This window comes from Undibacter mobilis, assembly GCF_003367195.1.
GTDB lineage: Bacteria > Pseudomonadota > Alphaproteobacteria > Rhizobiales > Xanthobacteraceae > Pseudolabrys > Pseudolabrys mobilis.
Genome location: NZ_QRGO01000004.1, coordinates 1 through 21,469 on the forward strand (window position 1 = coordinate 1; position 21,469 = coordinate 21,469).

A 21,469-nucleotide genomic window follows, 5' to 3' on the forward strand; every position below is an offset into this window, starting at 1 on the left:
CGCCGAAGGCGAGCGCAGCCAGGGCCGGAATGATCGGCCGCATGTATTTGGGGTTGTCGATGACGTCGCCGAACGAGGACTCCATGCCCCACAGGCCGAGCAGCACGTAGCGGTCGACGCCGTACTCACGCTCGAGCCGCGCCAGCAGCGCCGCGTGCTCCTTGGCCCGCTGCTTGCCCGTGGTAACGCGCCAGTCGGAGCAGCGGCGGTTGATGTACTGCCACATCTCCTCGGTGAATTCGGGCTGGCGGCGCTGCAGTTCGTAGACCGCCGTGTCGGGCTTGATGTGACCCATCACGCGGTCATAGGTCGCTTCCGACACGCCGCGCCGAACCGCCTGTTCACGGAAATGCGCCACCCATTTCTGGAACGCCGCCGATTGGGCGAAAGCGGTGCCGTGGGTTGCGAGGGTGCCGGCCAGCGCCAGCGCGCCACCCATGAGGGTGCGGCGGTTGAGATGCAGGGGCGAAAAATCGTCGAATCGAGCCATGGCGGCAGTCTATAGGGCAGGACTGTCCGCACAATCGGCGTCGCAAAGCTCCGCCGCGGCACGTTCGCGCATTATCGCTGATGCGAAAAAGCCTCCACAGCACGGGGCCGTGGAGGCTTTATTCAACGGAACACGACGTTACTTGACGGTTCCGGTCGCGCCCACGCCTGCAGCGCCGCTGCCGGTCGTGGTGCCTTGTTTTTTCTTGGCGGCGGCATTGCCCGACGCATCAGCGCCGACATTGGCCTTGGTGCCGCCGACAGTGGCGCCGGCGCCGGTCGAGGTTCCGAGCGAACCGGAACCCTTGGTCCCGGTGACGGCCGCGCCACCCGATGTTGATGTCCCGGCGTTAACGCCGACCTGGGCGAAAGCGGTCGCGGTGGTCAGCGCAAAGGCGCCGGCCAGCAGTGCGGTGCTCAACTTCTTCATGGTTCCTCCTCGAATGAATTATTCACGGACGCGAAGGCGTCACGGTAATAACCACGGAAGGAGGCAGGCCGTTCCGTCTTGAATGACGGAACTATTCGTCGGTCTCGGTGCGCGGCTTGCGCCGGTAACGGCGGATCTTCTTGCGCACCTTTTCGAGGATGGACTTGGCTTTCGGCTTCTCGGCCTGCGTCGCCGCGCCATTGGCCGGCGCGGTCTTGTCGGCAGCCACCAGCGACGGATTGAGGATCACCGGAGGCTTGGCCGGCACCGGTGGCAACGGGTCGCCTTCTTTCAGTTCGGTGCCGCGGCCGCGGATCATTTTCTCGTAGGACAGCACCAGCGACATATAGGGATTGACCCAGACCCAGCCGGATTTGGTCACCACCTGCATGTTGAAATGCAGATGATAGGACGTGCCGCTCTCGTAGTCGCCCCAGGTTGCAACCTTGCCGATGATTTCGCCTTCGCTGACCTGTCGCCCGGTGAGCAGGCCCTCCGCATCCATGTAATCCGGGTTCATGTGCAGATAGCGCAAGCGCACGAACTCGTTGGCGTTGTTGAGCACCAGGTAGGCCGCGAGGTTGCCCTTGAGCCGCCAGATCAGGCCGTCGCGCGCCGCTGCGATGGTGTGGTGATAAGGTTCGCAGCGGTCCGAGCCTTCGTTGGTCATCACGCAATTGGACGGGCGGATGTCCTGGCCCTGATGGCCGCGGCCGCCGGCGCACTGGCCGACCTGAAAGTCGCGATATTCGCAGAAGTTGTCGCGCCAAGGATAATTGAAGTTCACCGGGGCCGATTCATTGAAGGTCAGCGGCAGGCCGTTGACCTTGCAGCTATAGGGCGCGTCCTTGCGGCCGATGCGCCCGGTGTGGCCGGTGCGATAGCAATCGCCCCATGGCATGAAGCTTTGCGACTTCACATAGGCCGGTGCATTGGCGATGGGAAAACGCATGATCGCATAGACGTGATAATCGGCGGTGCCGGGCTCTTTCTTGTAGCCGGAGCCGGGAATGAGATCGCCGGGCGCGTAATAGGTGAAGTCGGACTTCGCTTCCGGTCGCGTCAGGTCGAGCTTGGGCTCTTTGATCTTTTGCGGCGTGCCGCCGGCAATCTGCAGCCGCTTGAGAAACGCTTCGGCGATCGGGTCGGCTTCGCGGCACGACAGGAATTTCGACGACGGCCGCCGGTCGTAGCACTGGATCGACAGGATATAGGGAACGCCGTAACGCTCGAAGGCGTAGCGCACATGCGCTTCGTGCAGCAGGCGTTTGATGCCGGGAAACTGCGCGACGAGGTCCTTGTCCTTCGGCGTGAACACTTCCTCGTGGCTGGGGCCGTCGAGATTGTAGGTGAAGGCCGCGCCGGTGAATTCGATCTCGACCGGCTTCTTCTTGTAGCTGACCTTGAACGGTCCGCCGCCGATGTCGAGCAGATAGGTGCCGCTGTAACCGGCCGGCCCGGGCAGGAAATACTGTGTTGGATGAAACGGACCGAAATACTTGTCGGAAGTCTTCGCCTCCGTCTTGTCGCCATCGGCCTTCAAGGCGGCAAGGTCGATCGGCAGCAGCACCGGCACGCTGCTCTTGGCGATGCCGGGCAGGCGCTTTTCGGTGATGGCGTTGAGTCGCGCGAATTGTTCGGCGGGCGTGCCGTCGCCCAAATCCTTGATCGTCTCCTTCAGCGCCGCTGCAGCGGCGGGCCAGTCCACCGGACTGATCGTGACCTTGGGCGCCAGCATTTCCGAGGCGGAAGCCATGCCGAGCGAGATCAAGGTCAGAAGCGCAGCGCCGACAAGAACCGGAGACTTCAAGCCACGCCCCTTGATTTCTGCATGTGGAGCCGGGCGGGGCGCCACGCCCCGCCGCAACTCGTCAATGATCAGTCCTTGGCACGCTCGACATAGGCGCCGTCGGCGGTCATCACCACGACGCGGGTGCCCGGCACGATGTGGGTCGGCACCATGGTTCGCACGCCGTTCGACAGGATGGCGGGCTTGAACGAGCCCGACGCAGTCTGGCCCTTCACCACCGGCTCGGTCTCGGTGATTTCCAGCGTCACCTTCTGCGGGATTTCGATCGAGATCGCGACGCCCTCGTGAATCGAGAGGTTCACCTTCATGCCTTCCTGCAGATAGGGCGCGGCATCGCCAACGACGTCGGCCTGCATCTGGACCTGCTCGTAGTTTTCATCGTTCATGAAATGGAAGCCCTCGGCGTCCTGATAGAGGTAGGAATACTCCACCTCTTCGACGTGGGCGCGCTCGACCGGGTCGGTGGTCTTGTAGCGCATCTGGGTCTTCACGCCGTCCGAAATCCGGCGCATATCGATCTGGGTGGTGGGCGTGCCCTTGCCGGGGTGGAAGCTTTCGGCATGCAGGACGACGCAGAGCTTGCCGTCGAGATCGACGATATTGCCCTTACGGATTTGGCTGGCGATGACCTTCACGATGACGATCCTTGAAAAAGAGACGGTCCCGGCAAACGGGGCCGGATTCGGGGGGCACCATAGCGATCTTCCCGTCCATTTCCAGCCTTTCCGGACCGGGGGCCGGGCTCTGTAAATGGCTGGAAATCAGCCCAATTTCTGGTTGCCGGGGCGGCACGCAGCGCGCCGGCCTTATCTATTGGCCCGCGGGCAGGTGATGGCCGCGCTCCGGGCCTGGTTCGCCGGGGCCGGCTTTCTCGAGGTCGAAACCGCTGTCCTGCAGGTGTCCCCGGGCAACGAGACCCATCTGCACGCCTTTTCGACCGGCCTGATCGGGCCGGATACGGTGGTGCGGCCGCGGTATTTGCGGACCTCTCCGGAATTTGCCTGCAAGAAGCTGCTCGCCGCAGGCGAAACACGGATCGTCGATTTCGCCCGGGTGTTCCGCAACCGGGAGCGCGGCGCGCTGCACCACCCCGAATTCACGATGATCGAATGGTACCGCGCCAATGAGCCTTACGAGGCGCTGATGGACGATTGCGCCGCGCTCATCGCCGTGGCGGCCCGCGCCACTGGCAGGGCGCGCTTTGCCTATCGCGGGCGCGAGATCGACCCCTTCGCCGCACCGCAGCGGCTCACGGTGGCCGAGGCCTTTGCGCATTATGCCGGGATCGACCTGCTCGGCACGATCCATAAAGGCGAGGGCGATCGTGACCGTCTGGCGCGCGAAGCGGCGCAGGCCGGCATCGCCTATGGCAGCGACGACGACTGGGGCGACATCTTCAGCCGCATTCTGGTCGAGAAGATCGAGCCGCACCTCGGCAATGAACGGGCCACAATTCTTTATGAGTATCCTTTGCCGCAGGCGGCGCTGGCGCGGGCCAAACCTTCAACTGGATTGCCCGGAGGTGATAAAGTCGCCGAACGCTTCGAGATCTATGCCTGCGGCATCGAACTCGGCAATGCCTTCGCCGAACTGACCGATGCCGGCGAGCAGCGGCGGCGCTTCAATGCGGCGATGGACGAGAAGGAACGCATTCACGGCGAGCGTTACCCGATCGACGAGGATTTTCTCGACGCGCTCGCCACCATGCCGCCGGCTTCCGGCATCGCACTGGGTTTCGAACGGCTGGCGATGCTGGCCGCCGGCGCCGAGCATATCGAGCAGGTGATCTGGACACCCGTTCAGGAATAGATTGATTGCCATGAACAAACACATCAGGACTTTGCGCACGGCCGGCGAGATCGTTGACGAAGGTTTCGTCACGCCGGAAGAACGCGCCGTGTTGGAGAAAGTCGCCGCGCGCTACGCGGTGGCACTGCCGCCGGCGCTGGCCGCGCTGATCGACCGCGCCGATCCCAACGATCCGATTGCGCGCCAGTTCGTGCCCGATGCGGCGGAACTGGAGACGCGCCCTGAGGAACTGGCCGATCCGATCGGGGACGATGCCCATTCGCCCGTCGAAAGCGTTGTGCATCGCTATCCCGATCGCGTGCTCCTCAAGCTCACCCATGTCTGCGCGGTCTATTGCCGCTTCTGTTTTCGCCGTGAAATGGTCGGTCCCGACAAGCCGAATGCGCTGTCGGCCGAGGCGCTGAAAGCCGCGCTCGATTACATCCGTGCCAATAGCGGCATCTGGGAAGTCATCCTCACCGGCGGCGATCCGCTCATCCTGTCGCCGCGCCGGCTGCGCGCGGTGATGCAGGAACTCGCCGCCATCGCGCATGTGAAGGTGGTGCGCATTCACACGCGCATGCCAATTGCCGAACCGTCACGCATCACGGCCGATCTAGTGCGCGCGCTCAAGCTCAAGGGCAAGGCGGTCTATGTCGCCGTTCACGTCAATCATGCTCGCGAACTGACCGTTGAGGCACGCGCCGCCTGCGCGCGGCTGGCCGATGCCGGACTGCCGCTGGTCGGCCAATCGGTGCTGCTCAAGGGCGTCAACGATACCGCCGACGCCATGCGAGACCTGATGCGCGCCTGCGTCGAGACCCGCATCAAGCCGTATTATCTGCATCACGGCGATCTGGCGCCCGGCACGGCGCATCTGCGCACCGACATCGCCGCCGGGCAGGCGATCATGCGCGAACTGCGTGGCCGCGTCTCGGGGCTGTGTCAGCCGTCTTATGTGCTCGACATCCCGGGCGGCCACGGCAAATCGCCGATCGGGCCGAACTATCTCGGCGCGAACGAGGCGGGATACGAGGTGGAAGACTTCACCGGCCGGCGTCACGCCTACCGTTAGCGTGTCAGTGACGGATCGAAATCAGGTCGATCAGGGCGGAGGCAACCGCAAGCGCGGCGAAGGCGACGAACACCGCGCTGATCAGCACGTTCCAGATGAACATGGCATCGCGGCGCAGCGCATCGACGACGGTGCGCGACGACATCGCGCTTCTGGCGGCAACGCTCTTGCTGTTGATCATGGCTTCCGCTCCTGCTCGAAACACCACGCTGGAAATCTAGTCGCGCGGCCGGGATTCCCTCCATAACTTCTGCGTTAAATTGCGACCGATTGGTGCCATTGGCCTGCATGGCAGACATGAGCGCACCGGGCCGCGCAAATTGACGCAGGCGACCCTGGCAGCGGCCGCTGCGTTCGATAGGTGTCACCGTCAGCCGGCTGGTCTGGTGCTCTTGCGTGTCTTCGGGTCGTAACGCCCGCCGCCGAGATGTCGGTGTCCCCATGCCATGATCTGGAGCAACACGGGCTCCAGCGACTTGCCCTTGTCGGTCAGGTGATAGGCATAGCGGACCGGTCTTTGCTGGTAAGCGACGCGTTGCACGAGGCCCCATTGAGCGAGGCGCTTGAGCCGTTCCGACAGGATGTTGGAGGGGATGTGCTCAGCGCTGTCCTGCAGCGCTTGGAACGTTTGCTTGCCGTGCCACATCAGGTCGCGGACGATCAGCAGGGTCCATTTGTCGCCGGCCAATTCGAGTGTGCGGGCGATCGAGCAGGACGAACGGAAGTCGTGGCTGGCCATTGCTTGTGGCATCTCCATCATTCGCCGCGGTCCTGTCGTCATGCGGCTCCCGACTTTCTAGCAAAGTCACTTGCAAAACGAAAGTGTGCGGCCTAACGTCACTTGCATAATGCAAGTGACAAGCGGCCGGCCACGGCCCGGGCAGGGGGGCGCTCATGAACAGGATCGTACTGGCTCACATCGCGGCATTCGCCGCCGCCGTCAGTGCCGGCACCGCCGTTGTCGCCACGCGCTTCGTCATCGGCGAGACCGATCCGCTCTCGCTTGTTTTTTATCGTTACGTCATATCGGTCGGCTGCTTTGCGCCATTCCTTAAGGCGATCTGGCCGCGCGAACGCCTGAGCCTCGCCGACTATGCGCAGATTGCCGGCTTCGGCATTCTGTTCTTCGTGCTGTTTCCCTGGGCCTTCAATGCATCGCTGCACTATGTGCCGGCGGCGCGCGGCGCCATCGGGCTTGCCACCATTCCGATCCAGACCATGATCGTTGCCTTCATCTTCGGCAGGGAGCGTTTCACATCGGCCAAGGTGCTGGGTGTCGGCATGGCCTTTGCCGGCATCGTTGTTGCTTTCGGGACGGCGGCTTTCCAGCCCGGCCATGCGGGTTATCTGTTGGGCGACGGGCTAATGCTGCTGGGGGTCTTTTGCGCCGCGATCTATTCGGTCTTCAGCCGCGCGACGCTGATGCGCCACGGCCCGCTCTTCGTCACCGCGCTCGCCATGGCCTTCGCGGTGCTGGCGTTGTTGCCCGTTGTCGTCCTCACACATGGACCGGCGTTGCCGGTCTTCAGCGCCAAAGGCTGGCTCGCAGTGGTTTTTCTCGGCACCGTTGCCGGCGCCGTTCAGTTTTCGCTCTTCATGTGGGCGTTACGCTGGCTGCCGCCGACGACGACGGTCCTCTATCTGACGCTCAATCCAGTGGCGGCAATGGTGCTCGGCATCTTGTGGCTCGGCGAGCGATTGACGCCGGAAATGCTGGCGGGCTTCGGCCTGGTGCTGGCCGGCATTCTGGTCGGCGTCGGCGTGCTGCGAGCGCCCAAAAGGCAACGGGCCTCGGGAGGCCGCCCCGATGCGGCAAAAACCTGACGTCAGACCTTGGCGCCCGACGCTTCCGTTTCCGGCACCGACGACGCATTGACCGAGAGCTTGACCACATCGCCTTCGACGGCGCCGACCAGCTTGCGGTCGATATAGTGATGATGGTCCTCGTGGCCGGCCGGGCTGTCCGTCCTGGTCAGCTTGATGCGGTCGCCTTCGACACGATCGACGGTGCCGACATGGGCGCCGTCCTTGCCGATGATTTTCATGTGTTCCTTGATCTCTGCCATGCATGCCTCCTGTGCTCTTGCGATCAACGCGCGGCGCCGGCAAATGTTCACGCCGCCTTCGGCCCGCGGATGCGCGTCGTCGGCCGTTTGCCTTCCTTGATCTCCTGCAACTTGATGCAGACCACGGTCAGCCAGGTGATGTCGAAGGCATTGCCGAGCGGCTCGTCGTCCTGATGCGGCATGGCGCTGTAGACGTCGTCGATGCCGACGGCCCAGATTTCCTCGCCCGCCTGCCGCAGGGCGAGAACGACATCGGCGCCGTCCAGGCCCTCGGCATGAGACCGGAACAGGTCCCAGATCTTGTCGCGGAACGGCGAGACGGCATCGCGCTTGGGTCGCTTGGACTTTTTGGGCTTTTTCAAAGTGGTGTCCTCCGGGCGTTACAAGCGCGCGGAGGAACCAAGGTTCCCGTCAGGCTGCCCGTGCCAGTGCCACGGCGTCGGCGCCGGCCGGGAAGCGGAGCGTAGTCGTCCGGTCGTTCGCGGCGCGCCACACCGTTTCGGCGACGTCGCGTTCCGTCGTGATCAGCGCCGGTTCTGCGAAAGTTGCGAAGATCGGGGCCGCGTAAGCGGCATAGACCTGCGGGATCAGGTCTTCGATGCGCACCGCCGTATTGTGCGCGAACCGCGTCGTCGGCGCGTAGCCGGGCTCGACGAGTTTGGCGCGGACGCCAAAGTGGCCAAGCTCGTGCGCCAGCGATCCGGTGAAGCCTTCGATGGCCTGCTTGCTGGCGGTGTAGGCGGCGGCGAGCGGCATGGCGGCGAGTGTCACGCTCGATGTGACATTGACGATCACGCCGGCGCGGCGCGCGCGGAATTGCGGGATCACGGCCTGCGTCATCGCCATGACGCCGAAGGTGTTGGTCTCGAACACTTTGCGGATATGGGCCATCGGCGTCGCCTCGAACGCACCGACGACGCCGATGCCGGCATTGTTGACCAGCGCGTCGATGGGGCCGGCGGCGTCGAGCGCGGCCGCGATGCTCTCGGGCTTGGTCACATCGAGCGGCAGGACGCGTAGGGTGCTGGCGCGCGGCAACAGGTCCTCGCGCGGGCTGCGCATGGTGGCAATCACATTCCAGCCCTGGGCGTGGAAATGGCGGGCGGTCTCGAGGCCGTAGCCGGACGAGCAGCCGGTGATCAGGACGGTGTTTCTGCTGGGGTTCATGGGGGGCTCCTTCTGGGGTGCGGTTGACAACAGAAGGATAGGACTAGTAAGCAGGACTATCATCAACGAATAGTCCATATATAGTTTGCATAAGTCCTGAAATGACCGATCCGCTCGCCCAGATCATCGACCTGCTGCGGCCCCGCGCCATGGTCGCAAAAGGCATCAGCGGGGCCGGCGCCTGGGCGGTGAGCTATTCCGCCTTCGGCCAGCCGGGCTTCTGCGCGGTGATCGAAGGCCGCTGCCGCCTCGCTGTCGAAGGCGAGGCGCCGGTCGTCCTGGAAGCGGGCGACTTCGTTCTGCTGCCGGCGACGCCGGCTTTCATCATGTCGGGTTTCGAGCCGGCGAGCCCGAAGCGCATCGATCCGATCGTGGCGGCGCAAATGCCCGGCGAGGAAATCCGCCACGGCCGCGCCGACGGTCCCGCCGATGTTCGGCTGCGCGGCGGCTACTTCTCGTTCGACTCGCCGGACGCGGCGCTGCTCGTCTCCCTGTTGCCGGCGATGATCCACATTCACGGTGACGAACGGCTGGCGACCTTGGTACGGCTGTTCGGCGAAGAGGCGGCCGCGCAACGCGCCGGCCGCGATCTGCTGCTGACGCGTCTCGTCGAGGTGTTGCTGATCGAAGCGTTGCGGGCCACGCGGGGCAAGAACGCCCCCGCCGGCCTTTTGCGCGGCCTGGCCGATACGCGCGTCGCCGAAGCGCTGCGGCGCATGCACGGCGATCCGGAGCGGTCATGGACCGTGGACGAACTCGCGCGCGAAGCGGGCATGTCGCGCTCGGCTTTCTTCGATCGCTTCACGCGCACCGTGGGCTTGCGGCCCATGGAATATCTGTTGTCCTGGCGCATGGCGCTCGCCAAGGATTTACTGCGCGGCAGTGATATGGCGCTCGACGAAGTGGCGCGCCGCGTCGGTTACGGTTCGGCGAGCACCTTCAGCACCGCCTTCAGCCGCCATGTCGGCCAGCCGCCGGGACGGTTCGCGCGGGCGGGCGCTGTTGCGGCATTGGCTTAGCGACGAGGGCCGGAAGCTTATTCGGCGTCGGCGGGCGCGGTGTTGGTCTTGCGCCGCTGGCTGGCCATCTCGCTGACCGCCGCGCGCAGCTCCGGATGCTTGGCCACGAAGCGGTTGAAGTCGCGGCGCGACAGCACCAGGAACTCGCAGAAGTCGATGGCGACCACGTCGGCGATGCGGCGCTCGCCGCTGAGCAACGCCATTTCGCCGAAGAAGCTGCCGGCCTCGAGCCGGATCGACTTCTGCTCCAGCTTCACCTCGACGGCGCCGGCGGCGATGAAGAACATGCCGTCGCCGCGGTCGCCCTTGCGGACGACGCGGTCGCCGGGCGAGGCCGAGCTCGGCTTGAACAGCAGCATCAGCTCTTCCAGCGAATGCTCGTCGACCTGCGCGAACAGCGGGAATGTCTTGATGAGCTTGTGCATCTCGAGCTGATGCTGCGCCTCGCGTTCCTCGCCGAGATCCCGGATGCGCTGCAGCTCGGCGCCGAGCGCGTCGCTGCGCTGGCGGCCATAGCCGGCCCACTGCGCCGGCCAGCGGACGCGCACGATCTTCTGCAACGCATCGCTCGCCATGAAGGCGAGGGGATTGAGGATGATGGAGAGGATGGCGCCGGCGAGGATGAGATCCTGGCCCTCGCGGGTGAGCAGGCCGAGCGAAATGCCGAGGCCGGCGAGGATGAAGGAGAACTCGCCGATCTGCGCCAGGCTCGCCGCCACGGTGAGGCCGAGCCCGATCGGATAGCGCAGCGCCATGACGATCAGGAAGGCGATGACCGATTTGCCGATCATGATCAGCGCCAGCGCGCCGATCACCTTGCCGGGCTCGCGGAAGAGCACGGTGGGATCGAACAGCATGCCGACCGAGACGAAGAACAGCACGGTGAAGGCGTCCTGCAGCGGCAGGGAGTCGGCCGCGGCGCGGTGGCTGAGCCGCGACTCGCTCATGACGACGCCGGCGAAGAACGCCCCGAGCGCGAAGGACACGTCGAACACGACAGCGGCGCCGAAGGCGATGCCGAGCGCCAGCGCCAGCACGGTGAGGGTGAACAATTCGCGCGAGCCGGTGCGCGCCGCCATCTTCAGCAGGCGCGGCACGATCTTCGGCCCCAGATACAGCGCCAGCGCGGCGAAGGCGCCGACCTTGAGCAGCGTCTTGCCGATGTTGAGCGCGATCGTCAGCGCGTCGGCATTGCCGGCACCATGACCGGCGCCGCCGGCATTCCCGCCCAGCACGCCGGCGAAAGCCGGCAGCAGCACCAGCGCCAGCACCATCGCGAGATCCTCGACGATGAGCCAGCCGACCGCCACGCGCCCGTTGGCCGAATTGACCATGTTGCGCTCTTCCAGCGCCTTGAGCAGGACCACGGTGCTGGCAACCGACAGGCTCAGCCCGAAGACCACGCCGGCGCCGATGCCCCAGCCCCACAGCGCGCACAGGCCGATACCGACGAGGGTGGCGAGAATGATCTGGCCGATGGCGCCGGGCACGGCGACGCCGCGAACCGCCAGCAGATCGGCCGCCGAGAAATGCAGGCCCACGCCGAACATCAGCAGGATCACGCCCAGTTCGGCGAGCTGGGCGGACAAGGCGGCGTCGGCGACAAAGCCCGGCGTCGCCGGGCCGATCAGCATGCCGGCGACGAGGTAGCCGACCAGCGGGGGCAAGCGGAGCCGGTCCGCGCCATAGCCCATGACGGCGGCGAACACGAAGGCCAGCGCCACCGTGGCAATGAGTGTGACTTCGTGATGCACGCGCGTCGCCCCGATATGATCCCCGACCTGTACGATACACCATCGTCCGCGGCGCGGAGCAAGGGGGATTGGCGGCGTTGAGGGCGCAACGCCCCCACGACGACCTGTTGCCGGGGACGGCTATGCGCAGCAGCGCAAGAGGCGGCAGACGGGAAGGGCCCATTTACGGCCGGCTGTTTCTGCGCACAAAAAGACGGCAGGCAGTGCGGTTAAACAATGCGCGGGCCCGCAACAATTCGCGCCGGTGCTCGTTCGCTGGACATTGGAGTGGCCCCGTGCTGTACCGGCCCCGGGTAGGGGAGAATTCATGCAACGAATGGGGCTTATCGGCGCCGTAGCTGGCGCCGGCTTTCTCGTGGGCTGCGCAAGCATCGTCGAAGGGACGACGCAAACGATCACAGTCGACGTCGTGCCGCCGACAGGCACATGCATCGTAATGCGCGAGGGCGAACAGCTCGGCATTTCGACGCCAGAGAAGCGCGCGGTGACGGTTTCAAAATCGAAGAACAACCTTTCGTTCGATTGCTCGGCGCCTGGCTATCAATCCAAGACTCAGATTCTGTCGTCTGATCTTGCCGCCGCCACTGTTGCCAGTTTCTTTCTTCTGGATCTCGGCATTGTCGACGCCGCTACCGGCGCATGGAAGAAGTATCCATCGAACGTCACTGTGGTGTTGCAGCAATTGCCACCGCCGCCGCCCGCGGCCCCTCCGCCGAGAAAGCGATCTTGATCTGCGGTGTGAGATCGGCGGCTTTCGGCAGCGTGTGAATGCGCGATTAGAGCCCGCCACGGTCGGCGGGCAAGCTCTGTTTGGACACCCGTTGGTCTCGGGTGCCAAGCCGAAAGCTAGTCATTGATTGTGCTGGCGCGCCCTAGGGGATTCGAACCCCTGTTACCGCCGTGAAAGGGCGGTGTCCTAGGCCTCTAGACGAAGGGCGCAAGTGGCGCCGAACGGCGCCAAGGCGGCGACCTATAAAGGGGTTCGCCGCGTCGGGCAAGTGTTGGGCGGGTCTCTGGCGAGACTCCCTCAAGTCTTCGACAAGTCAGTGGAATTTTCGGTCGGGGCAGGCGGCGAAGGGCCGCCCAAAGGGGGCCAACTGGCCACCGGACAGGCCAACTGGGCCCACCCGGCAGCCTTTGTTGCCTCGTCTCCCCATATCGGGACGATGGCGGCGATTACCAGTGCCCGGTGTTCTTCATCGAGGCCCAGGGTTCCTGCGGCGGCAGCGGGTCGCCCTTCTGCAGCAGTTCGATGGAGTGCTTGTCGGGCGAGCGCACGAAAGCCATGTTGCCGTCGCGCGGCGGCCGGTTGATGGTGACGCCGGCCTTCATCAGCCGCTCGCAGGTCTCGTAGATATTGTCGACCTCATAGGCGAGGTGGCCGAAGTAGCGGGCTTCGCCGTAGTCCTCGGTGTCCCAGTTGAAGGTGAGTTCCACCTCGGGGCCGGGCCGGCCCTTCTTCTTGGCGACGTCGAGCGCCTCGCCATCGTCCTTGCCGGCGAGGAACACCAGCGTGTAGCGGTTCTTCTCGTCGACGCGGCGGCGCGTCTCTTTCAGGCCGAGCTTGTTGACGTAGAAATCGAGCGCGTCGTCGAGATTGCGGACGCGCAGCATGGTGTGCAGAAATCGCATGCGTTTACTCCCTTGAGAACATTGGCGAAATATCGAACTGCTCGGGCACTCAAGGGCACGGAATAGCAGGAAAAGGAGCCCTGGGGCAGGGCAATGCGTGCGGGTTGCGTGCGACCTAACTGGCCTTCTTAAGCTCGGCCTTGGGCGCTTCCTTAGGCGCAGCCATGAGCGGCAAGAGGCTGTCCGTCTTGCCGGGGATGTCCTTGTCCTTGAGCTTGCTGACCACGCGGCCAGCCATGCGTACGGTGGCACCGTGGACCTGATAGTCGCCCTGTTTGGCAAACGTTACCGATCGGTAGTACGGGTCGAGCATCTTCACGAGCACACGGCCGGGATACAGGCGGCACAGAGGGTCGTAGCGGTTCGTGCGCAAGCGAAAATCCATCCGCCGTCCTCGTTTCGTGCCGCATCCCACATCCACCCGCGCTCTATAGGGCGGGTGGATGTGGGATTGGTAGCGGAAGGCCACAGGCGCGGTTATTTATTATCTAGAATTATTTGACACCAAATACGAAGCCGCTAGGAAAACGCATCTCGTCGTCGTTGACGAGGGCGCCTCTTTTCGAGGCGAATAACATAATAGATATAAGGATTAAATAGAATGCGGATACTGATAAAGACGCGCATTAAGGTAGAGATCAAGCCGAGAAAAGCGGTGAAGAAAGAGACTGAAGATAAGCCGCAATCAATGCTGTACGACTACCGTGAAGATATGGCTGAATTTCTAGCCGAGTATACAGAAAGATAGGCAAAGGCCCCGGTTCGACCCGGGGCCTTTTCGATTTTCAGCGGGCGTTGTGAGGACGCCGGAAAGGAGCGGGCGAGGCTTTACACCATACCGTACGTTCTGCAATCATAGATTGTCAGTTATAGGGGGGGCTTATGAGAATTCTCATTGCTTCGTTATTCTGCTGTCTTGCTACGCTGGCGAATGCGCAGACGGCCGGTTTGACTACGGTTGTCACCGCGCCCGGTGGTAAGACCTTTGTGTATTCGGGCGACCAACTGATCGAAATCGGAAGAAACATCAGGTTCGACAACGGACTTGTTATTTCAAACGGACAAGTTGCGAAAAAGCCCCCGGTGGAGCCTGGAAAGCCTCGCTGTCGTTGGCCTTGTAACGTGGCAGTAGTGATGGACCCAAGCCCTGGTCTTTCTAAGCCCCCCGGAGAGCCGATACCGATAATTCCGCCACCGCCAAAGAAGCCGATCTGCAAGGGACCATTCTGCCCTTATCCGGAAATGGGTCCACAACTTCTGCCCGGGGGTATAGGTTTGCCCGACGGAACATCAATGACTTTCACCAAAACGCTCGCGAAAGGCGACGGTTTCATCGTTTATTCGGTGAAGTAACTAAGAACCCGCGACCATTTTTAAGCCTCCGCTTCGGCGGGGCTTTTTCTTTGCAGTCAGATTGCAACGTCCACCATCTTGCCGTTCGGCACGACCTGCGCCCACACAGCCTCGTATTCTGTCGCGCCAGGCTCCCAGCCGGTGAGGGTGTTGCTCTTGGCTTTCGCGATAGCAGCGTCCTTAGCTTCGTCGGTACAAAGCATGGGATAGCGGGCGTCGTCATTAACGCGTTCGGCGGTTTCCTCTACCTGAGCCGTTACGATGCGCTCGTAGGTTACGGTGCGGCGGACAACGACCTGGATTGTGCGGTGGGTCACGCGACAATCTCCTTTTTGGGGAGCGACGTCATTGATTACTGGGAGGGCAACAACGTCTCCCTGCCCAAAGTCGCCACTGAGCGCGACGTGAACAGCATCAGGCTAGTTCTGCCCCGCTGCCGGTTTGATGCAGTCAACTGCAAAGGAGTCCTGGCTTCCCTCCGTAACCACTGGCAGGAGAAGGACGAAAAGACCGGGTTATGGAAGTTCAAGCACGACTGGCCCCCACGGGGTGTCGGCCTTTCATGGGTTCTCCGTCTACCAGGATGAGTACGGCCTGCGAGCGGCAAACGACAACGGGCCGTATGCGCCGCGACGAGCGGTCGTTTGTTAATGCTGCATGAAGAGCTGAGGCTGGGGCTCGACACCACACTGACACGGCTTGCGCTTTTTGACGCGCTTCTTCTTCGGCTTCGCCGGAGCCTCTGTCGGTTTGACCGTCACCTCGGCCTTGACCGTGATATCCCCCGGCTTAATGGCCTCAATCTTTGACGCGATGTTATTCAGGCTCTTTACGACTGGGTCAAAATCGACCTTTGGATTTTCTTCACCTTTGTTATTGGTAGTATTGCTCTCATATTTGAATGTCATGTTGTCGATTTTGACACCAAGTTCAGCCGACCCTTTTACGAAAGGGGCAACTATGTTGGTTTGAAGCTTCGACATAGTCTCTTCAGAGAATGCGAACTTGACGGTCTCTTGCTTGGCCTGGATAGCCGCAATTAAAAGGTTCTGCTCGTATAGCGCTTTCTCAAGCGCATCCAATCTGCTCTGAAGAGATGTTTGATCAGAGGGCGCTGAGGTTTGGGTATTTCCGCCCCACTTTTGCGACGCGGCGAGCGGGTTGAAAAAAAGGACAACAGTCGTGAACCATAGTACGGCCGCCATCAGTGGGAATAAAGAGGTCGCGTAATTACCAAGCCTTGATATGCGGTCGCTTTCTAATGGAGGTAGATATTCAAGGAGTTCAAGTTTCTCACGGCGCCCCTCCTCAAAGAACTTGTCGTTCTCACGCTCCATCCGTGAGACGGCTAGCCATACGCTCCACGAAGACCAAAGGCAGAATAGGCCAGCAAAAATAGATAAGAGGATGTTTGGCCACCAGGGTTGGCCTGTCCATGCGCTGTCGCCCGCAAACGCAATCATGAAGCTGTGCGCGCCGACGATGCCGCCGCTAAAGAAAACAATGCCGTTAAGCCGCCCTTGTATCAGGCCATGCTGACGGGTGATTGCGTTTGAGATCGCCTCGTAAAGCTGGCCCAGCTTCCTGGCTTCTTCGCCCTTTGGAATTTCCCGAGGCGTTTCCGTCGTGGTGTCGCTCATAGCTAAGCCCCATTACCCAGGGCACCATCCATTATCGGATAGTTCGGCGCAACTGCCGCTTGCAATATTGGTTACTTGCTCGGGGGTGCCAGCCACCCTTGTTGGACTCATGCTGTGAGGCACAAGGAAAGATAAATGAGTGAGCGACGAAACTAAAAAGAACCACGAGACCCAAATAGAAGGCGTTGAGAAGATCAAGGCCAAGGTAGCCGCCGAAATCGCCCAGAAAATCTAGGCGGCTGAAAAGGAAGGCGTGAAGGGTAAGGCCCTGAATGAAAAGGCCGGCCTGACCATATCCACATTCGGGCTCAGGGGATGATTTTGCTCGGGACCGGAAGCAGACCTGAGGCGGCAGCTCAACTGACCTGGAAACAAATCGACTTCGAGGCAGGCTTATCGACCTCAATCAGCCGGATAGGGAGCAGACTAAAAAGTACAGGCCCGTCGTGCCATTGAGGTGTTGATGCAGGAAGTGGCGGCGTGCGGGTTACGTGCGGTCGCCTGAGCTAAGGTGTTCCGAGAAAATCCGGATTTGAATTCATGCACCTGCCTGTGCAGAAATCACGTGGGACAAACCTCCGGGATCGGCAGGCGTAAGGCCGTACCGCACATAGAACCTCAACGCCGCTCGTGCAATGATCGCTCCCGACCTCGACACCGCGATTGCCGTGTTGCGCGACCTCATCGAGGACGCGGAGCGGATCGTGCCGTTCACCGGGGCGGGCATCTCGACAGAGTCCGGCATTCCGGATTTCCGCTCGCCCGGCGGGCTCTGGACCAAAAATCGTCCCATCCCGTTCGAGGACTATGTCGCCAGCGTCGAGGCGCGCCGCGAAGCCTGGCGGCGGCGCTTCAATATCGAGGCGACCTTTGCCGGGGCGCGTCCCACCCGTGGGCATCTTGCCTTGGCGAGCCTCTACAAGATGGGCAAGGCCGCCGCCGTGGTCACGCAGAATATCGATAATCTGCATCAGGCGTCCGGTATTGCAGCGCAAGATGTCATCGAGCTGCATGGCAACACGACCTACGCTGTCTGTCTCGATTGCGCGCGGCGTTATGAGCTGGGGCCGATCCGCGAGACCTTCGAAGCCAGCGAGGAGCCGCCGGATTGCGACTGCGGCGGCATCATCAAGACCGCAACCGTCTCGTTCGGTCAGGCCATGCCGGACCAACCGATGCGGCGGGCGCAGGAACTCGCCGCCCATTGCGATTTGTTCCTGTCGGTCGGTTCGTCTTTGGTGGTCTGGCCGGCGGCCGGCATCCCGCTGATGGCCAAACGCAACGGCGCCAGGCTCGTCATCATCAATCGCGATCCGACAGAACTCGACGACGTTGCCGATCTTGTTGTGCGCAACGACATCGGCGACGTGCTGGCCCCTTTCATCGGGCATTGAGTTTCAGCACAACAACGCTGTGACTGATTCGCCGGCGACTACGGCGCCTGAGAAGCTGTGTGCAATAGCATTTTGGCCTTTGCGGCTTAGGGCCGGGTGTTATCTTCAATCCACAGATTCGTCGAAGCGATTCCAAACAAACGCCTCACTCAACGGGCGTCCGGAAGCGTCAAACGGGGCAAACGCCGAAGCGGTATTCAACACCGACCGGCTCAGAGACGTCGAACGGGATTGATCGAATGCCAGATACAAATCTCCGACCCGGCTTGGTCCGAGACCTTGGCGATGAACGGGCAACCGATCTCATCGAGGTCGCCGGTGTGATCAAGTGGTTCGATGTGTCGAAGGGCTTCGGCTTCATCGTTCCGGACAACGGCATGCCGGACGTTCTGCTTCACGTCACCTGCCTGCGCCGCGACGGTTTCCAGACCGCCTATGAAGGCGCGCGGATCGTGGTGGAAGTGCAGCCGCGGCCGAAGGGCCTGCAGGCCTTCCGCGTCGTCTCGATGGATGAGTCGACCGCGATCCATCCGGCCGAAATCGCGCCGCGGACCCATGTCAGCGTGACGCCGACCAGCGGGCTCGAGCGCGTCCAGGTCAAGTGGTTCAACCGGCTGCGCGGCTTCGGCTTCCTGACGCGCGGCGAGGGCACGCCCGACATCTTCGTCCACATGGAGACGCTGCGCCGCTTCGGCTTCGCCGAGTTGCGGCCGGGGCAGACCTTGCTGGTGCGCTTCGGGCCCGGGCCCAAGGGGCTGATGGCGGCCGAGGTCCGGCCGGACGGTGGGCCGCTGGCGCTGTCGTCGCACTGATCGCTCGCCGATCGACGGAATTCTCAAGGCCCGGGCCGTTCGCTCGGGCCTTTGCTTTTGACAGGACGGCGCGGCGGACAGGGCGCGTTGGTCCTCGCGGCTTGTGCCGGCGTCTTGCTCCCCAAGTCTTGCCGCCAAAGTCTTGCCGTTGCCGCGATTGCTTGCGACAGTCGCCCGGTCCCCGAGGATCTCTTCATGCTCCGCTGTCGTCTGATCGCCGCGATCCTGTTTGGATTGTGGGTTGCCGTCCTTCCCGCGCGCGCGGCCGGCGACGAGGGTGTGGTGACGATCGCCAGCAAGAGCGGCGTCCATTCCTTCACGGTGGAGCTGGCGCGGACCGAGGCGGAGCGGGCCAAGGGCCTGATGTTCAGGAAGGAGCTGGCGCCGGGTCACGGCATGCTGTTCGATTTCCAGAAGGACCAGGAAGTCGCCTTCTGGATGGACAACACCTATGTCTCGCTCGACATGATCTTCATCCGCGGCGACGGCACCATCTGGCGCATCGAGGAGAACACGACGCCGCTGTCGACGCGCAATGTTCCCTCGCGCGGGCCGGTGCGGGGCGTGCTCGAGGTTGTCGCCGGGACGTCGCGCAAGCTCGGCATCGCGCCGGGCGACAAGGTCGGGCATCCCATTTTCGGCCGCTGAGGGGCTTTGCTTGCCGCGCCGCGGCGAAGCGTGTACCTAGCCGGCATCCTGGACCCGCGTGCAGTATCGGCCGGTCCCGGATTCATGACCGAAGGTCATATTCGGAGCGTAGCGCAGTCTGGTAGCGCATCTGGTTTGGGACCAGAGGGTCGCAGGTTCGAATCCTGCCGCTCCGACCACCTACAGTACTATTTCAATGTGTTCCCTGGGTGTCTCTTGCCCTTTCGGCGGAAGAAGCCATGAGGCAACGAAGAGCGTTGCCTCATGGCTTCGAGACCGTTTTTCCCAATTGTGACAAACGTTGGCAGCGCAATCCAAAGAAATTGAGGAATTTGAGGGGGGGCGTCTGACGGACTTCGCGGGCCGGGCGCAGGTTTCAAAGCGCAGCTCGTTGACTACCTTAAGTTGAATTAGGTTATAGAACTATGACTGCATTGTGGCGGGCGTGGCTTTGTGAAGTTGTATTGCCAAAATACTCAACAAATGTATATTTTCCTAAAGAATTTCTGTGATCAACTCGTGGTTTACTGAATGTGTTGCTGGTCGGACGATAGAAGACGTGAAGATTAATAATAATAATCTATAATACATACTTAGTATTGCATAGATTATAAAAAATAATGTTAGTGGTTGAGTTGTACCTCAGAACTTTTAGGCACTTAAAAACCAGCAGTTGGTTGTGAAAAGCCGCAATAGGGATCAGTTATTTTTCTCGTTTATTCTACATTGATGTTGTTTATGTCTGTCGCGTATCTAACGACCAGTTTCGTGCGCCAAGCACTGTGCCCACCCGGGCGCAAGAAGGCTGACTTTTTCGACGTCGGTCAACGTGGGTTCCTTCTTGAGGTCCGGAGTTCCGGCGGCAAGACCTATTACCAGCGCTATACGGACGAGCGAGGCCGCGAGCGGCAATATAAGATCGGTCCGGCTGACGTGCTGTCGCTGGATCAAGCCCGCCGCAAAGGGCGGCAGGTTGTTGCCGAGGCATTGCTCGGCGCCGACCCGCAGCAGAAGCGTCGCGAGATGCGTGCCATCCCTTTGCTGCGCGAATTCGTGGCCGAGCGTTATCTCCCGTATGTCCAGACCTACAAGACGAGCTGGCAGACAGATGAAACGGTGCTGCGTATTCACGTTCTTCCGCGTCTCGGCCATTTGGCGCTCGACGAGATCAAGACCGACGCCATATCGAGCCTAATCAACGCGATGCGCGTCGACGGCTATGCCCCGGGCACCATGAACCGGGTCATCGTCATCCTGCGCTACATCTACAATCTGGCGCGCAAATGGAAGACGCCCGGCGGCGACAACAATCCGGCCGCTGGCTTGAGCGCCGGACCGGACGTCCAGCGCAACCGGTTCCTGAGCGAATGGGAAGCCGAGAACTTGGTGCGAGCGATCCATGCCGACGAGAACCGCACCGCGGCGCGCTCGATTTTGCTTCTGCTACTCACCGGCGCGCGCCGCAACGAAATCACCTTCGCAAAATGGGACTACGTCGACTGGAAGAACAAGACTTTGCTGGTGCCTAAATCGAAGTCGGGTAGGGCGCGTGTCATCGCCCTCAATCAGTCGGCGATCGCGCTTCTGACCGCGACGCCGCGCATAGAGGGCAATTCCTACATCTTTCCTTCGGAAGTGACAGGGCGACCATCGGCGTCATTGTTCTTTCCGTGGGACCGAATTCGCAAACGTGCCGGCCTTGGCGATGTGCGGCTGCATGATCTGCGGCATTCGTTCGCCAGTTTCCTGGTCAATCGTGGCGTGTCGCTTTATGTCGTGCAGGGCTTGCTCGGGCATATGCATGCGCGAACCACGCAACGTTATGCGCATCTTTCGCAAGAGACCCTTAGTGACGCCGCCGATCTGATCCAGCATGTCGTGACTTTTCCGGCCGAGCCGCCGCCACAACACAACAGCTAACCGAATGCACCGCGCGTGAGTGAGCCGGCATCGCAATGGTGATGCTGTTGGCACTCGCCCGCGACGCGCTAACTTCGAGCCATTTACGCCCCGCTAACGAACCGTGCGCCAATATCGGCGCACGGTTTTTTTTGTGCATCGTTGTCTGGCCTAATTCGCTAATCCGACGCCATACCTATTGCGCATTTGCGTCATCTCACGAGTTCATTTTGCGATTTTGAAATCGATTCAATCACTTGGATTTCAGCGCGACCCACGACAGGCCGAGACAGTGCTTGGGCTACAAAAAGTGAACAATAGCCTTCCGTGGGCCGGCCGCGATTGACGGGATTGAGAATTTCGGGACGGCGATCTTCAAACCGGTCCAGTACGTGAAGATTTGCTCGCTCTACGGTGCTGGCTTCTACTACATGCCGGGCACGGATACCTGCATCAAGGTCGGCGGCTTCGTCCGCGCCGAGGTGAACTTCAA

General features: G+C 61.9%; 24 protein-coding genes, 2 tRNA genes and 1 pseudogene. 12 read left to right on the plus strand and 15 right to left on the minus strand.

Translation table 11 applies throughout. From position 1 onward, the window contains the following. From DXH78_RS19455 to efp, 4 genes are all read right to left on the minus strand, one after another. Nucleotides 1-490 (minus strand): lytic murein transglycosylase (locus DXH78_RS19455; protein ID WP_245416954.1); only part of this gene is annotated, 490 nt, incomplete at its 3' end. 138 nt (nt 491-628) lie between these two features. Beyond that, nucleotides 629-919: a hypothetical protein gene (locus tag DXH78_RS19460; protein WP_115518941.1), complete on the minus strand. Its 291-nt coding sequence runs from the start codon at nt 917-919 to the stop codon at nt 629-631. 91 nt (nt 920-1,010) lie between these two features. Beyond that, a complete protein-coding gene (locus DXH78_RS19465; protein ID WP_115518942.1) occupies nt 1,011-2,729 on the minus strand; it encodes a M23 family metallopeptidase in 1,719 nt (572 codons plus the stop codon). Nucleotides 2,730-2,797: 68 nt separating this feature from the next. Then, the gene (gene efp, locus DXH78_RS19470; protein ID WP_115518943.1) at nt 2,798-3,367 is read right to left on the minus strand and encodes an elongation factor P; all 570 of its coding nucleotides are present in this window, start codon (nt 3,365-3,367) and stop codon (nt 2,798-2,800) included. A 112-nt stretch (nt 3,368-3,479) separates the two neighbouring features. Between efp and epmA the strand changes: the two genes are divergently transcribed. Beyond that, on the plus strand, nt 3,480-4,538 hold the full coding sequence (epmA, locus tag DXH78_RS19475; RefSeq protein ID WP_115518944.1) for an EF-P lysine aminoacylase EpmA: 1,059 nt from the start codon (nt 3,480-3,482) through the stop codon (nt 4,536-4,538). Between the two features lie 10 nt (nt 4,539-4,548). Continuing rightward, nucleotides 4,549-5,592 (plus strand): lysine-2,3-aminomutase-like protein, encoded by a 1,044-nt coding sequence (locus tag DXH78_RS19480; protein WP_115518961.1) that lies wholly within the window; start codon nt 4,549-4,551, stop codon nt 5,590-5,592. A gap of 4 nt (nt 5,593-5,596) precedes the next feature. Here DXH78_RS19480 and DXH78_RS19985 read toward each other — a convergent pair whose 3' ends face one another. Together DXH78_RS19985 and DXH78_RS19485 are read right to left on the minus strand one after the other, a co-directional pair. After that, nucleotides 5,597-5,773 carry a hypothetical protein gene (locus DXH78_RS19985; RefSeq protein ID WP_168192896.1) on the minus strand — a complete coding sequence of 59 codons (177 nt, stop codon included), beginning with the start codon at nt 5,771-5,773 and terminating at the stop codon, nt 5,597-5,599. A 189-nt stretch (nt 5,774-5,962) separates the two neighbouring features. Beyond that, nucleotides 5,963-6,331, minus strand: coding sequence for a winged helix-turn-helix transcriptional regulator (locus DXH78_RS19485; protein ID WP_115518945.1), 369 nt, complete (start codon nt 6,329-6,331; stop codon nt 5,963-5,965). Nucleotides 6,332-6,486: 155 nt separating this feature from the next. Between DXH78_RS19485 and DXH78_RS19490 the strand changes: the two genes are divergently transcribed. Then, nucleotides 6,487-7,416 carry a DMT family transporter gene (locus DXH78_RS19490; RefSeq protein ID WP_115518946.1) on the plus strand — a complete coding sequence of 310 codons (930 nt, stop codon included), beginning with the start codon at nt 6,487-6,489 and terminating at the stop codon, nt 7,414-7,416. A 2-nt stretch (nt 7,417-7,418) separates the two neighbouring features. Here the strand turns inward: DXH78_RS19490 and DXH78_RS19495 are convergent, their stop codons facing one another. Genes DXH78_RS19495 through DXH78_RS19505 form a run of 3 tightly spaced genes read right to left on the minus strand, consistent with a single transcriptional unit; the run spans nt 7,419 to nt 8,825 of the window. Further along, nucleotides 7,419-7,658, minus strand: coding sequence for a DUF2171 domain-containing protein (locus DXH78_RS19495; protein WP_115518947.1), 240 nt, complete (start codon nt 7,656-7,658; stop codon nt 7,419-7,421). A gap of 47 nt (nt 7,659-7,705) precedes the next feature. Then, the gene (locus DXH78_RS19500) at nt 7,706-8,020 is read right to left on the minus strand and encodes a hypothetical protein (RefSeq protein WP_115518948.1); all 315 of its coding nucleotides are present in this window, start codon (nt 8,018-8,020) and stop codon (nt 7,706-7,708) included. Nucleotides 8,021-8,069: 49 nt separating this feature from the next. After that, a complete protein-coding gene (locus DXH78_RS19505; RefSeq protein WP_115518949.1) occupies nt 8,070-8,825 on the minus strand; it encodes an SDR family oxidoreductase in 756 nt (251 codons plus the stop codon). Nucleotides 8,826-8,926: 101 nt separating this feature from the next. On the opposite strand from DXH78_RS19505, the gene DXH78_RS19510 reads away from it, so the two are divergent. After that, a complete protein-coding gene (locus DXH78_RS19510) occupies nt 8,927-9,844 on the plus strand; it encodes an AraC family transcriptional regulator (RefSeq protein WP_115518950.1) in 918 nt (305 codons plus the stop codon). A 17-nt stretch (nt 9,845-9,861) separates the two neighbouring features. On the opposite strand, the gene DXH78_RS19515 is transcribed toward DXH78_RS19510, so the two are convergent. Further along, nucleotides 9,862-11,598 (minus strand): cation:proton antiporter domain-containing protein, encoded by a 1,737-nt coding sequence (locus DXH78_RS19515; RefSeq protein WP_115518951.1) that lies wholly within the window; start codon nt 11,596-11,598, stop codon nt 9,862-9,864. Nucleotides 11,599-11,914: 316 nt separating this feature from the next. Here DXH78_RS19515 and DXH78_RS19520 point away from each other — a divergent pair, with 316 nt between their 5' ends. Then, nucleotides 11,915-12,328 (plus strand): hypothetical protein, encoded by a 414-nt coding sequence (locus DXH78_RS19520; protein ID WP_115518952.1) that lies wholly within the window; start codon nt 11,915-11,917, stop codon nt 12,326-12,328. Between the two features lie 133 nt (nt 12,329-12,461). Here the strand turns inward: DXH78_RS19520 and DXH78_RS19525 are convergent. The 3 genes from DXH78_RS19525 to DXH78_RS19535 all read right to left on the minus strand — a co-directional run bounded on the left by DXH78_RS19525 (nt 12,462) and on the right by DXH78_RS19535 (nt 13,615). After that, a tRNA-Glu gene (locus DXH78_RS19525) sits at nt 12,462-12,537 on the minus strand. Nucleotides 12,538-12,774: 237 nt separating this feature from the next. Beyond that, nucleotides 12,775-13,230 (minus strand): VOC family protein, encoded by a 456-nt coding sequence (locus DXH78_RS19530; RefSeq protein WP_115518953.1) that lies wholly within the window; start codon nt 13,228-13,230, stop codon nt 12,775-12,777. Between the two features lie 115 nt (nt 13,231-13,345). After that, entirely contained in the window at nt 13,346-13,615 is a 270-nt protein-coding gene (locus DXH78_RS19535; RefSeq protein WP_115518954.1) for a hypothetical protein, read from the minus strand. Nucleotides 13,616-14,112: 497 nt separating this feature from the next. On the opposite strand from DXH78_RS19535, the gene DXH78_RS19990 reads away from it, so the two are divergent. Continuing rightward, the gene (locus tag DXH78_RS19990; RefSeq protein WP_168192897.1) at nt 14,113-14,583 is read left to right on the plus strand and encodes a hypothetical protein; all 471 of its coding nucleotides are present in this window, start codon (nt 14,113-14,115) and stop codon (nt 14,581-14,583) included. A 56-nt stretch (nt 14,584-14,639) separates the two neighbouring features. Here DXH78_RS19990 and DXH78_RS19540 read toward each other — a convergent pair whose 3' ends face one another. After that, the gene (locus DXH78_RS19540) at nt 14,640-14,900 is read right to left on the minus strand and encodes a hypothetical protein (protein ID WP_115518955.1); all 261 of its coding nucleotides are present in this window, start codon (nt 14,898-14,900) and stop codon (nt 14,640-14,642) included. A 330-nt stretch (nt 14,901-15,230) separates the two neighbouring features. Then, nucleotides 15,231-16,223, minus strand: a complete 993-nt coding sequence (locus tag DXH78_RS19545) for a hypothetical protein (RefSeq protein ID WP_115518956.1) — start codon at nt 16,221-16,223, stop codon at nt 15,231-15,233. Nucleotides 16,224-16,858: 635 nt separating this feature from the next. On the opposite strand from DXH78_RS19545, the gene DXH78_RS19550 reads away from it, so the two are divergent. The 6 genes and pseudogenes from DXH78_RS19550 to DXH78_RS19575 form a co-directional block, all read left to right on the plus strand. Continuing rightward, entirely contained in the window at nt 16,859-17,617 is a 759-nt protein-coding gene (locus DXH78_RS19550; RefSeq protein WP_115518957.1) for an SIR2 family NAD-dependent protein deacylase, read from the plus strand. Between the two features lie 239 nt (nt 17,618-17,856). Then, entirely contained in the window at nt 17,857-18,429 is a 573-nt protein-coding gene (locus DXH78_RS19555; protein WP_115518958.1) for a cold-shock protein, read from the plus strand. 195 nt (nt 18,430-18,624) lie between these two features. Continuing rightward, a complete protein-coding gene (locus DXH78_RS19560; protein ID WP_115518959.1) occupies nt 18,625-19,077 on the plus strand; it encodes a DUF192 domain-containing protein in 453 nt (150 codons plus the stop codon). A 102-nt stretch (nt 19,078-19,179) separates the two neighbouring features. Further along, nucleotides 19,180-19,256 (plus strand) — tRNA-Pro (locus DXH78_RS19565). A gap of 559 nt (nt 19,257-19,815) precedes the next feature. Further along, nucleotides 19,816-20,997: a tyrosine-type recombinase/integrase gene (locus DXH78_RS19570; protein WP_283805646.1), complete on the plus strand. Its 1,182-nt coding sequence runs from the start codon at nt 19,816-19,818 to the stop codon at nt 20,995-20,997. A 356-nt stretch (nt 20,998-21,353) separates the two neighbouring features. Then, nucleotides 21,354-21,469: pseudogene (locus DXH78_RS19575) on the plus strand (porin); the annotation flags it as partial.